The 13,283-nt window shown below is 42.1% G+C and carries 10 protein-coding genes; 1 reads left to right on the top strand and 9 read right to left on the bottom strand.

The features are described 5' to 3' along the window. Positions 1-256 precede the first annotated feature (256 nt). From FG28_RS19000 to FG28_RS18975, 6 genes are all read right to left on the bottom strand, one after another. Positions 257-832, bottom strand: coding sequence for a YdeI family protein (locus FG28_RS19000; protein ID WP_036385620.1), 576 nt, complete (start codon positions 830-832; stop codon positions 257-259). Between the two features lie 3 nt (positions 833-835). Further along, the gene (locus tag FG28_RS18995) at positions 836-2,449 is read right to left on the bottom strand and encodes a M1 family metallopeptidase (protein WP_036385618.1); all 1,614 of its coding nucleotides are present in this window, start codon (positions 2,447-2,449) and stop codon (positions 836-838) included. A gap of 42 nt (positions 2,450-2,491) precedes the next feature. Next, on the bottom strand, positions 2,492-3,826 hold the full coding sequence (locus FG28_RS18990; protein WP_036385617.1) for a M28 family metallopeptidase: 1,335 nt from the start codon (positions 3,824-3,826) through the stop codon (positions 2,492-2,494). Positions 3,827-3,835: 9 nt separating this feature from the next. Then, positions 3,836-4,339, bottom strand: a complete 504-nt coding sequence (locus FG28_RS18985) for a VOC family protein (RefSeq protein WP_036386889.1) — start codon at positions 4,337-4,339, stop codon at positions 3,836-3,838. Positions 4,340-4,424: 85 nt separating this feature from the next. Continuing rightward, positions 4,425-5,609 (bottom strand): nuclear transport factor 2 family protein, encoded by a 1,185-nt coding sequence (locus tag FG28_RS18980; protein WP_036385615.1) that lies wholly within the window; start codon positions 5,607-5,609, stop codon positions 4,425-4,427. Further along, the gene (locus FG28_RS18975) at positions 5,606-7,816 is read right to left on the bottom strand and encodes a bifunctional alpha,alpha-trehalose-phosphate synthase (UDP-forming)/trehalose-phosphatase (protein ID WP_036385613.1); all 2,211 of its coding nucleotides are present in this window, start codon (positions 7,814-7,816) and stop codon (positions 5,606-5,608) included. The genes FG28_RS18980 and FG28_RS18975 overlap by 4 nt, the downstream gene beginning before the upstream one ends. 102 nt (positions 7,817-7,918) lie before the next feature. On the opposite strand from FG28_RS18975, the gene FG28_RS18970 reads away from it, so the two are divergent. After that, the gene (locus tag FG28_RS18970; protein ID WP_036385612.1) at positions 7,919-9,721 is read left to right on the top strand and encodes a glycoside hydrolase family 15 protein; all 1,803 of its coding nucleotides are present in this window, start codon (positions 7,919-7,921) and stop codon (positions 9,719-9,721) included. A gap of 59 nt (positions 9,722-9,780) precedes the next feature. Here FG28_RS18970 and FG28_RS18965 read toward each other — a convergent pair whose 3' ends face one another. The 3 genes from FG28_RS18965 to FG28_RS18955 form a co-directional block, all read right to left on the bottom strand. Then, positions 9,781-11,592 carry an acyl-CoA dehydrogenase family protein gene (locus FG28_RS18965; protein ID WP_036385610.1) on the bottom strand — a complete coding sequence of 604 codons (1,812 nt, stop codon included), beginning with the start codon at positions 11,590-11,592 and terminating at the stop codon, positions 9,781-9,783. A 93-nt stretch (positions 11,593-11,685) separates the two neighbouring features. Continuing rightward, on the bottom strand, positions 11,686-12,876 hold the full coding sequence (locus tag FG28_RS18960; RefSeq protein WP_036385608.1) for an acetyl-CoA C-acyltransferase: 1,191 nt from the start codon (positions 12,874-12,876) through the stop codon (positions 11,686-11,688). Positions 12,877-12,913: 37 nt separating this feature from the next. Continuing rightward, a complete protein-coding gene (locus FG28_RS18955) occupies positions 12,914-13,261 on the bottom strand; it encodes a four helix bundle protein (RefSeq protein WP_036385607.1) in 348 nt (115 codons plus the stop codon). Positions 13,262-13,283: the final 22 nt, after the last annotated feature.

Raw genomic sequence — 13,283 nt, 5'->3', positions numbered from 1 at the left:
TTAAACAACAAATAAGCACTATAAAAAAGGTCTCCACTTTTAGCGGGGGCCTTTTTTATAAAGCAAGGATTACATCTGTTCGATTTCTTTAATGGTCTACAAATGAAAATCTCCTGAAAATCGACTGTCGTTTTATTTTACAAAATCAACATTCAATGCTTGGAGTGAACCCAAGGTAATGGGAATGGTTTCTTTATTTTGACATGCAGTCAGGATGACAAGGAAAGCAGGGAACTTTACTTTGTTAAGGAGTTTCTTATCTTTGGTTTCGGTATTTTATGTTTTTGGACGCTAAGGTCACGATTTCGTGAATTCGTTTTTGTCGGGTTTCTTCCCGTTTGGCCTGATTGAGCCAATAGAGATAGCTTTTTCGTTGACTATGGGTGAAATTCTCAAAATTCTCAAAAGCGTTTTTATCCGCTTTCAATGCTTTTTGAAGCTCTTTTGGGACAACTCCGTTTTCCACATCGTCCAAAGCCTCCCATGAACCGTTCTTTTTGGCGACATTTATGGCCTCTAGGCCGCTTTTATGCATTAATCCATTGGATTTCAAATCTTTGATGTGGTCTTTATTGACCTTGCTCCAAACACTTTTAGATTTTCTGGGGCAAAAATATTGTCGTCGTTTGCCATTGCCCAAGCTTTTTACCGTACTATCTATCCAGCCGAAACAAAGAGCCACACGAACAGCTTCTTCCCATCGCATACTTTCTTTGTGATGCTCCACTTTATAAAAAATAAGATGTATCCCGGTGGAAGTATCGTGGTTTTCATGGAGCCATGTGCGCCATTCGGCATCATTTTTAAAGTAATGTTCGGGAAGATGGTCCACAAATCAGATTTTTTCGGTTTCTATCAAAAAGTTTTTATCAAACTTGAGCTTGTCATTTGCTAATTTTTCGGTCTTCCATTCCGAGCTGGGAAAAAGCCAATGTTCCTTTTCATCAAGAAAGACCCTAATAGGCATATCAAAATCCTCCACAATATCCACATAACGATACGTTATGGAATTCCCTTCAAATTTGTACTCCAATTTAGGAATCATGGTAGTCCGCAAATATTGGTTAAAGAAAGCTGAGAGGTCCTTTCCGGTTTTTTCACTGAGATAATCCTCAATCTGTTTTGTGGTTACGGTTTGGTGGTAGAAATCGGCATTCAACCCTCTAAGGGTTTTTCGCCAAAGGTCATCATCTTCGATAAGTTGGCGTAAGGTGTGCAACACATTGGCACCTTTGTAGTACATATCTCCAGAACCACTGGTGTTGACATCATAAGGACCGATTATGGGAACATCATTCTGGATATTGGATTTGGTGCCGACCACGTACTCGGAAGAAGCTTTGGTTCCAAAGTGGTAGTCCAAATACAGATTTTCGGAATAGGCCGTAAATCCTTCATGAATCCACATATCGGCAATGTCTTTATAGGTAATGTTGTTGGCAAACCACTCATGGCCCGCTTCATGGATGATGATAAAATCAAACTGTAGTCCCCAACCCGAGGCGGATAAATCCCTGCCCAAATACCCATTGGCATATTGGTTTCCATAGGTGACCGAACTTTGGTGCTCCATTCCCAAATAGGGAACTTCCACAAGTTTAAACCCATCTTCGTAAAAGGGGTAGGGGCCAAACCAGTACTCAAAGGCTTGGAGCATCATGGGTACTTGTACAAACTGTTCCTTGGCTTTTTCCAAATTTTCGGGAAGGACATAATAATCCAAATCAAATGTCCCTTTTTCACCTTCATAGGTTTCACCAAAGTGTACATAATTGCCAATGTTCACATTAACGCCATAGTTGTTGATAGGGTTGGCAACAAACCAATGATAGGTCTTGTAATCTCCATTTTCATCCACACCCTCCAATTTTCCGTTGGAAACATCCATCAAATCTTTGGGAACGGTAACATGAATACGCATACTGTCCACCTCATCGTACATGTGATCTTTGTTGGGCCACCAAACACTGGCACCAAGTCCTTGGCAGGACGTTGCCACAAATGGATTGCCTTCCGAATCGGTTTTCCAAGAGAAACCACCGTCCCATGGTGCCCGTACTGCTTTTCTGGGATTTCCAGAATATTGAATCTTGATTTCGTTGTACTCCCCTGGCACCTGTTTTTTCTGTAGTTTGATAAAATGGGCTGCACCTTCGGAGGTAAACTTCAGTTTTTTTCCGTCTTGGCTCACTGATGCAATTTGCATGGGTTCTTGTAAGTCAATCTGGAGCACATCCGATGCTTCCAAAACCTTATACCGGACCACATTATGCCCCGAAATAAATTCTTTTTCGGGTTCTACTTTAACATGTAGGTCGTAATAATTCAAATCCCACCATTCGCGTTCCGGGGTGATACTGCCCCTTAAACTGTCTTGACGGGTAAAGTTTTGGGCGGACATGGAACATAAGCTAAGCACCAGCGTAACTAGGGTAAATTGTTTTTTCATATTTAATCAAAAAGACTTCTCGACTGCGCTCGAAGTGACAAATTATCTAAAAACTTTGTTTGGGAAAACCACAGGGCTTTCATGGCCATCCTTGCCAACAGCCGCTACCCCAAAGAAATAGTTATCTATGACGATGCCTTTTAAGGTATGCTCGGTTATGTCACCCACGTATCTGAAGTTGTCCCAAGTGGGGGAGGTGGTATCTCTCCAATAGATTTTATAACCAACAGCACCATCCACCTTGCTCCATCTAAGTTTGGCATTGGGTTCAACAACCCCACCTATTTCCACAGTTTCGGGGGCAGGGGGAGCCCATGCTATGGAAGCTAGATTAATGGCGTTTACGGAGGTCAGTTTTTTGGCATATTCAAAATTGACGTGCTCCAAAACATCGCCATAGGCAATACCATCTTCCACTCGGATATCTTGATGCTGTTGGGTGTAGTTCTCATGGGCTTCCATAATTCGGATGCCGGCAAACCCTGCATCGTTGAACGGTCTGTGATGACCACCACGACCAAACCGGTCCAAACGGTAAATGAGCATAGGGTTCATTTCAGGCATATAGGTCTTGGTAGTTTTGTAAACATACCGTGCCAATTGACGGGAAATGCCATCCACTTCACCACCATAAAAACGACGGGCATTACGTTCTTCTTCGGTTTCGGTTGGTGGAACAGGTTCTGAGAAAATTCGGAAATCGCGATTACTTACAACCCCATCAACCCCAGTAATGTTTCCAATCATATCGTTGTTCAGAATCCCAACAATGTCCCAATTGTTTTCTTTGGCATAGGCCGCCAACCCTTTGCCTCCATAAAGTCCTTGTTCCTCACCAGAAAGCCCAACAAAGATGATGCTGCTCTCAAAATTGTATTTAGAGAGTACACGGGCAGCTTCCAGGGTTCCGGCCATGCCACTGGCATTGTCATTGGCCCCAGGAGAATCTGATGTGAAGTTTGTGGGGTCACTTACCCTTGAATCAATATCCCCGCTCATAATGATAAACCGATTTGGATATTTGGTACCACGTTTAATGGCTACCACGTTTACTACCCAAACATCCTTTACAATACGGGCGTTGTCTCCTTTTTTGATTAAATCTTTCTGGTAGAAAACCTCCAAACAATCATTGCAGTCGTTAGAAATGGTTTCAAATTCCGATTTTATCCAACGCCGCGCCGCACCAATACCCCGTGTCTGGGAAACCGTATCGCTTAAAGTGTGCCTAGTTCCAAAACTGACCAGTTTGGTCACGTCTTTTTCAATACGCTCCGCAGAAACGGAATTGATGATATCGTACAAACGTGTATCAGTTTGAGCATGCAGTACGGGAATGCTTAAAAGTGCAAATAGCAGTATGTAAAGTTTCTTCATGAGTACAATTTAGTTTCCAATAAGTTCAATAAACAACCCATCGGGATCTTGAATTAGAATAAAAGTTTTCCCATTGGGCAATTGCAAGGGCGTATCTCCCAAAGTTTTAATGTTGTTTTCTTGGATGCGCTGCAGTACAGCTTCGGTTGATTTAAGGTAGATGGTAATGTATCGAAGACCATTTTTATCTTGAATGACCTCACCCGCTTCCTCCTTGGGATTTCCAAAGGATGCCAATTTGAATTCTGTGGAGTGGGGGTCATCGATGAGTTTTAGAATTTTTACATCATAAGCACTACCTCCAGTGAGGCCAGATTTTTTACCAAAAGATTCATCAACGGTGAAACCTCCGGTTTCAACCATGCCAATAATGTTGGTATAAAAATCGTAGGAGGTATCCATATCCGATGCGATCATGGCCATGGAAATAGAAGGGTTTTCAACTTCGTTTTGCGCCTGACAAAGACTTAGTGTCAGAATTAGAAATAGTGGAGTGAACAGAAGACGTTTCATTTTTATACGTTGAATTGTTAAATCGCATGAAAGTAGGAAAAAAGGGCCAAAGTAAAAACCCGATGGGTTTAAATGGGAATTGAATTCAATCCACAAAGGTTACCTTCACAATTTTGCCGTTTTCCACTTCGTAAATGGCCACGGCACTGATTTTTGAGCCATTGACCGTCACGTATTCTTCATCAATTACCTTGTTCCCAATGACAATTCTATTTTTGATTTCACAATACAAATCCGGAGTACTTTTAAAAAAGGTACTGTAATGTTCCCTCATTTTGGCTTTACCCTCCATAGTAACCTTGTTGGGGAAGTCGTATAATTTGATGTTATCCGCGTAGGTGTCCATAAAAGCATCAATATCGCGGGCATTGTAGGCCTCAAGCTGTTTTTGTACAATAACCCTTGGTGATTCTTCGGCCACAAAGGCCAACCGCGTTCTAGATTTGTTGACGGCAATTCGGGTAATGTTATTGATTTCTTCTTGTTCAAAACGGATAATTGGATCCCAAGCCACCTCGGTCTGTGTGTCATACGTTAGCATAGATTTTCCAGAGCCAGTTACGAGCGTATTTTTGTCTAACCAACAAACATCTTCCTCGTTTTTATACGTGTTCGTTATTTTTTTTATAGCCCCAGTTATAGGATTCAAGGAATTTATTGTCCAAGTGTTGTTTTTCTTGCTGATATAGCTTATCAAGTCTGTTCCTGGAATTTTATGCAAAGATCGCCCAACATTGGTTTGGTGGGTGTAATTTGTTTTGTCCTTTAGATTGTGCACTACCAAGTTCATTTGGTTTCCCACTAAAACTGTACAAACCAAAATGTCCTTGTTGTACCAAAGGTGATAGCCAATTTTAAGATAGGAAATTCCAGTTGACTTTCCTGTTTTCAGGTCGTACTCATATAAACGCTGAAGTCCATCTAAATCCAACCGAATAGCGGAAATGGCATTCTTTCCCGGAATTTTAAGGGGTGAATACTCGCTTCCAGTGGGCGTATTGGTCACCCATGTGGCGGTGAGTCCTTCATTGATGTTGAGCTGCAAAATGTCTGTCTGATCCTCTCTTGTTGATGAAAACAGTACGGTGTCATCATCCAAAAAAGAAGGCTGGTTGTCATACCCTTCATTGTTGGAGATGTTCTTTGGGTTGGATAAAATTGGATTTCCATTCTCAAATGACAGGTCAAAAAGGTAAACCTCAGTGTTTGCTTGCCCATTCATGTGGCATACTGAGAGCAGAAAAAGGAGTGTAATTAATCTACAGGTCATGGTTTTGCAAACCGTTTTAAAAGTTCCCGTACCCGTTTGGTGTTTTCAACATGGTACTTGGCCTTGGTTTTCTTCAATCCCACTTTTACCGTAATGGCAGAATCAGGAAGGTCTTGAAACATGAATTCATCGGTCCAGTCATCGCCAATGGCAAACACAAAATCGTATTCACCTTCATTTAACATTCGCGTAGCGGCCCGTCCTTTGTTCACATTGCTGCTTTTTACTTCCATGACCTTGTTTCCATTAAGGACACTAATGTCGTCATTACCGATTAAACTTGTCAATACGGTATTTAATTCTGTGGCTCTTTTGTTCCCAAAATCGGGATCTGTGTTTCTGTAATGCCAAGCCAGGGAGTAATTTTTCTCCTCAATAAAGGAGCCTGGGGTTCGATCCACAAATGATTCCAAAACAGGACGTATTTTTTCCATCCATTGGCCTTTTACTTTTTCAAGCATTTTAAAATCTTCCCCATTTTTGGATATCCAGACGCCATGTTCTACGATCATATTATACTTTTTAGGAAGAAACCATCGACCAAACGTTTGTTTATCCCTTCCGCTTATTAAAAACAGGGTGGTGTTTTCTTGACTGTCCAATTGATCTAAAAGTTCGTATAACTCTTCATCTGGTGACGCTTTTTGGGGGTCTTTATGGAATCCGGAGAGCGTACCGTCATAATCCAAGAACAAAAGTCGTTTAGAAGCACTGGAGTATTGTTTTGCAATCTTATTTAAACGGTCTTCCGTAATTTTTTGGGATATAAAGGCATGACCCAGCTCCCTTTTTTGGTTGAGAGAGTTCATAAACTCATTGGCCCAAACCTCAACATTATAGCGCTCCAATCGATTTTGTAGGAAGGTGTTCCGCGATATTTGTTCTTCCATGGGCATATTGATTGCCTGTTTTAAGGTGTCGGCCTGTTCCTCAAAGTTATTGGGATTGATTAAAAGGGCCTCGTTCATTTCATAGGCAGAACCCGCCATTTCACTTAAGATAAGAACCCCTGTCTTGTCCGTTCGTGTGGCGATGTATTCCTTTGCCACCAAATTCATCCCATCACGGAGTGGTGTCAGCCATGCAATATCACTGAAGGTATACAGGTCGATGAGATTTTCAAACGGTAGGGAACGGTAAAAATACCAAATGGGTGTCCAGTTTACGGTGGAGAGCTCTCCGTTTATTCGCCCTACCAACTCGTCAATTTCCTTTTTCAACAATTGGTATTGGGGTACATTGGACCGTGATGGTACAGCAAGAATGATCAGGCGCACTTTTTCCTTGTATTCCGGATATTTTTTCAGGAAATATTCAAAGGCATTCAGACGTTTGGCGATGCCTTTGCTGTAATCCAATCGGTCTATGGACAGGATGAGTTTTGTGTCCGGCGCAGATGCCTTATGGCTGTCCAATCGTTTTTGAAGGTCGCTCTGCCCACCCTTTTTATTTTGATCGTGGTACATGGCAGCCTCCTTGAATTTTTTATAGTCGATTCCCATGGGAAAAGAATCCACCTTAATGACCCGATTGTCCATAAAGATCTCATTAAAACTCACCTCAAGCCCCAAAAGCCTTCGAACCGAGCTCAAAAAATGTCTTTCGTAATCATACGTATGAAAACCAATGAGGTCCGAGCCCAGCAATCCTTCCAAAATTTCTTCCCGCCAAGGGATTGTCCTAAAAATTTCGTAGGAAGGAAACGGAATGTGCAAAAAGAATCCAATAGTGGTATTGGGTCGTTTTTCCCGTACCATTTGCGGCACCAACATCAATTGGTAGTCATGGACCCAAATGGTATCGTCCTCGCCCGAGTTTTCAATAATGGCATCGGCAAATTTTTGATTTACGGACTTGTACGTGTCCCAAAAATCGAGTTCAAACTCCGAGTATTCCAAAAAATAATGGAAAAGGGGCCATACCGTCCTATTGCTGAAACCATAGTAGAAACCGTCAATCTCCTGGGCATTGAGTCCTACCTTGGAGCAACCGTTCTTTTTAAGGGCTTCGTCAATATCGCTCTCAAGTTCTGGAGGAATATCTTCATCAGTAAGTCCAGACCATCCAATCCATAAACTTTCACCACCGCTGTGCACAGATTTCATGCCTGTAGCCAACCCCCCCACACTTGGCACTGCATCAATGCTTCCATTGTTAATTTGTAATTGAACAGGTAGTCGATTTGAGATTATGATAGTTTTGCCCATAAAAGGATGCTTTTGTCAGATTTTAATTTTTTGTTTCTTTAAATTTCGGGAAATTCGGGCGCAAAACCAATTCATAAGAACCCTTTTGAGGATATTTGACCTATGGACAACTTGAATTACGGAATTATTGGAAATTGTAGAACGGCTGCTTTGATTTCAAAAGCAGGTTCATTGGATTGGTGCTGCCTGCCCCAATTTGACTCTGCCTCTGTCTTTGCAAAGATATTGGATGAAGAAAAGGGTGGGAGTTTTGGATTCAAATTGGATGACGGGTACAGCGTAGACCAAAAGTACCATCCCAATACCGCTATATTGGTCACTCGTTTTTCCAATGGGAAGGATATCTTTGAAGTACATGATTTTATGCCCCGCCATCACAAGCTCAACAATGGAAAATATAACGCCCCACCAGAAATTGTACGGTACATTAAGTATGTTTCAGGAAGGCCAAAATTTAGCGTTCAGTACGACCCCAAACTTGAATATGGGTTGGGGCAGACCAAGCATTATGTGAAGAAGCACTTTATAGCGAGTCTTACCCGTAAGCAGAAATACGACACGCTGTTTTTATATACATCCTTTGACAAAAATTCCGTTTTGGATGGGAGTGAGATAACCCTTGACCAAGACGGCTATTTTTTGATTTGCTACAATGAAAAAATCCTAAAAGCTACCACGGACAAAATGGCCTTGGAACTGGAACGGACCAAGGTATATTGGTTGGATTGGTCGGACAAGACCCCAAACTACCACAAATTTGGGGAGCAGATCATTAGAAGTGCCATTACGCTTAAGCTTTTGACTTTCGACAAAACAGGAGCCGTTTTGGCCGCGGCCACCACTTCTTTACCAGAAACTGTTGGGGAAGTTCGTAATTGGGATTATCGCTTTTGCTGGATAAGGGATGCATCCATGGTCATAAAAGTGGTTTCTGAATTGGGGCATAAAAATTCTGCCAAGAGATATTTACAGTTTATTATTGATTTGATGCCCGATAAGGATGAAAAACTCCAGATCATGTATGGCATCAACAAAGAGAAGACACTTACTGAGAAAACTTTGGACCATTTGGATGGATACAAAGGTTCCAAACCGGTGCGTATTGGAAACGCTGCTTACAAACAACGACAAAATGATATTTATGGCATTTTGATGGATGTAATCTATGAGCAGCTTATGAAATTTAGCAACGATATTGAAAACGGGGAGGAACTTTGGAGCATTACCAAAGGCATTGTCTGGATTGTGGGCAAACACTGGAAAGAACCGGACAAGGGGATTTGGGAATTCCGGGGTGAGGACAAGCATTTTACCTTCTCAAAGGTGTTGTGCTGGGTAGCTTTGGACAGGGCCATAAAAGTGGCCAAAATTTTTGGGAAGACCCATAAGATTAAAAAGTGGACCGCACTGGAACAGGAAATTAAGGAGGATATCCATAACAATGCATGGAACAGCGATATCAACGCTTTTGTACAGTCGTATGGCTCACGTCATTTGGATGCTTCGGTACTTTTAATGGAATCCTACGGGTTTATTCATGCCAGAGATCCAAAATTTGTAAATACGGTTAGGGCCATTGAAGAGGGTCTCAGTAATGACGGATTGCTCTACCGTTATAAAAATGAGGATGATTTTGGACTTCCATCGTCCTCTTTTACCATTTGTACCTTTTGGTTCATCAACAGTTTGTTCAAAATTGGGGAAGAGGATAAGGCCTTGGAACATTTTGAAAGGTTGTTGGGTTACAGTAATCATTTGGGACTTTTTAGTGAGGACATTGATTTTAAGACCAAACGCTTGTTGGGGAACTTCCCACAGGCCTATTCCCATTTGGCACTGATTGAATGTGCCATAAACTTTTCAAGAAAGGGGAGCGAGGAACGAATTTTGGAATCCATCAGTTAAAAAAAACGCCCCAATTTTGGGGCGTTTCTCAAATTAGCTTTGTTTCAGCATTATTTGAATTAGTCGAAGGTATACCCGTTATCTGCAGCCACTTTGTCCGCAATCTGGGTGCGAAGAGCCACAACATTGGGTTGATTTGTATATTTCGTGAAACGTTTCAGTCCCATGAGCATCATGCGTTGTTCATCACCTACGGTAAAAGAAACAATCGCTTCTTTTCCCTTTTGGTTGATGATATCCACAGCTCTGTACAGATAGAGTTTGGCCATGTCAATTTGTGTCGCTTGGGCATCTTCACCAAATCGTTTTGCGTTTTTCTCGGCACGGAGGATGGTGGATTCTGCCAAATACACCTGAATCAAAATATCGGCAGCAGACATCAAAAGCATTTGGTGCTCTTCCAAATCTGGGCCATATCTTTGAACAGCTTTACCTGCAATCATCAAAAACACTTTTTTCAAACGGGCAACCATATCTTTTTCCTCAGAAAGCAATGCTGAGAAATCAGGAGTATCAAAGGATGGAATACCCATCAACTCCTCGCCAACAGCCGTTGCAGGCCCAAGCAAATCCACATGGCCTTTCATGGCTTTTTTCACTAACATGCCCACAGACAACATTCTGTTGATTTCGTTGGTTCCTTCATAAATTCGGGAAATACGGGCGTCTCGCCAAGCAGATTCCATGGGAGTATCGGCACTAAAGCCCATACCTCCAAAAATTTGGATACCTTCATCCGTGGTATGCTGTACGTGCTCGGAAACCGCCACTTTTAGAATGGAACATTCAATGGCATACTCCTCAACACCTTTAAGCTCCGCTTCTTGATGGGGGTTGCCACTGGCTTCTCGAATGGCGATTCTGTCCTCGATATTTTTCGCAGCACGGTAACAAGCAGATTCATCTACATACGCGTTGGTGGCCATATCGGCTATTTTCGCTTTTACAGCACCAAAATTTATGATAGGTGTTTTAAACTGCACACGTTCATTGGCATACTTGGTCGCTTCATTAAGGACACGTCTTTGTGCCTCCAAACAGGCTGCTGCTAATTTAATTCTACCGATGTTAAGGGCGTTCATAGCAATTTTAAACCCATTGCCTCTTTCGGATAACATATTTTCAACGGGAACCTTGGTTTCATTAAAAAACACTTGTCGGGTAGAGGAGGAGTGGATGCCCAGTTTCTTTTCTTCATCTCCAAAGGAAATGCCATTTTCAGGGTCGTTCTCCACAATGAAACCGGTGATGTACTTGTCGTCTTCAATTCGCGCAAAAACAATGAACATATTGCAGAATCCAGCGTTGGAAATCCACATCTTCTGCCCGGTGATGCTGTAGTATTTTCCATCTTCGGACAGTACAGCCTTGGTTTTCCCGGAATTGGCATCGGAACCCGCTCCGGGCTCCGTTAAACAATAGGCTCCAAACCATTCGCCCGAAGCTAATCTCGGTACATATTTTTGTTTTTGCTCCTCGGTTCCGTAGAGCGTAATTGGCATGGTCCCGATTCCCGTATGAGCCCCAAAAGCGGTACTGAACGAACCTGTGGCTCCTGAGATATAATCGCAAACCAACATGGTGGAGACAAATCCCATACCCATACCACCATACGCTTCGGGAACAGCGACACTCAAAAGGCCCAGTTCACCTGCTTTACGCATGCATTCTTCTGTATAGGCGTAATCTTTTTTCTCAAAACGTTCCCAATGTGCCCAAAGCTCACGGTCTACAAACTCCTTGGTGCTTTCGCGCATCATTTTTTGCTCTTCGTTGAGGTCTTCCAAAGTGAAAATGTCCTCACACTTGGTTTCTTTCACCAAAAATTGACCTCCTCTTAGGATGTCCTTTTCCATAGTTTCAGCACTCATAATATTAAGTGTTTAGTAATTAGTAGTGAGTATTGAGTTTTCAGATGAACAAAATTGACTACTGATATCTCAATACTGAATCTGATATCTTATTTAATTTAAAAATTCATAAATACCTGCTGCGCCTTGTCCTGTACCAACGCACATGGTCACCATTCCATATTTTCCTTTCATATCGCGTTTGCGCATCTCATCAAAAAGTTGAACGGATAATTTTGCTCCAGTGCACCCCAATGGATGTCCAAGTGCAATGGCTCCACCGTTTACATTGACAATTTCTGGATCCAATCCCAATTCGCGGATAACGGCCAAAGATTGCGAAGCAAAGGCTTCGTTCAATTCGATGAGTTCTACATCATTTTGCTTTAATCCAGCTTGTTTTAAGGCTTTTGGAATCGCTTTCACGGGGCCAATTCCCATGATTCGTGGTTCAACCCCTGCTGCAGCATAGTTCACCAAACGGGCAATGGGTTCCAGATTCAATTCTTTTACCATTTCTTCGCTCATGACCATGACAAAAGCAGCACCATCGCTCATTTGTGACGAGTTTCCAGCGGTAACACTTCCACCAGCGGCAAAAACAGGTCGCAATTTATTCAAAGTGGGAATGTTGGTGTCTTTTCGGGGTCCTTCATCCTTGTTGACGGTGTAGTTTTTGGTTTCCTTTTTTCCTGCCTCGTTCACAAAAGTGTGTTGTACCTCAATCGGGACAATTTGGTCTTGGAATCGATTTTCTTCTTGGGCTTTCAATGCTTTCATGTGGGAGTTATAGGCGAACACATCCTGGTCTTCTCGTGAAACTTTGAATTGTTGTGCTACCGCTTCCGCAGTAAGCCCCATACCCCAATAATAATCCTCATGCCCTTCTTTTGCAGTTGCATAATCCGGTGTGGGTTTGTAACCGCCCATCGGGATGTAACTCATGCTCTCTGCACCACCCGCAATAATACAATCCGCCATTCCAGATTGAATTTTCGCAGTTGCAATGCCAATGGTTTCCAATCCAGAAGCGCAATACCGGTTAACGGTGACCCCTGGAACGTCTTCAATGTCCAACCCCATAAGGGAGATGAGCCGGGCCATATTTAACCCTTGTTCGGCTTCTGGCATAGCATTGCCCACAATGACATCATCGATACGTTTTTTATCGAGTTGAGGCAATTCCTTCATCATGTATTCGATGGTCTCCGCGGCAAGTTCATCGGGTCTCTTGAACCGAAATAATCCCCGTGGCGCCTTGCCCACTGCAGTTCTGTATGCTTTTACGATATATGCTGTTTTCATTTTTTAAGTATTGAGTATTGAGAAGTGCGTATTTAGATTACAGTTTTTGCAATAGTGCGTAATTCATTTTTTGAATTTCAATGCACTCCTCAATGATATGTTGAACTTTTTTGTTGTCGATTAAGTTTAATTCGATGGTTAATATTAATTGGGTTTGTAGTTCATAAAGCGAACCATTTGCAATACCCAAGAAGTGTCTAAACTCTTTGTTGGAATTTCTCCCAGCACCTTCAGCTATATTTGATGGCACGGAAACGGCACTTCTTTTCATTTGCTGGGTCAAACCAAATCTTTCGTCCTTTGGTAGATCAGAAATAAGAATATAAATCGCTTTGGAAAGCTCAATTGCTTTTTGCCAAATCTTTAAATCTTCCACTTTATGCATTTCTGAATACTCAATTCTACTA

This window comes from Muricauda sp. MAR_2010_75, from assembly GCF_000745185.1.
Classification (GTDB): Bacteria; Bacteroidota; Bacteroidia; order Flavobacteriales; family Flavobacteriaceae; genus Flagellimonas.
This window is presented reverse-complemented; position numbering and strand designations above follow the sequence as displayed.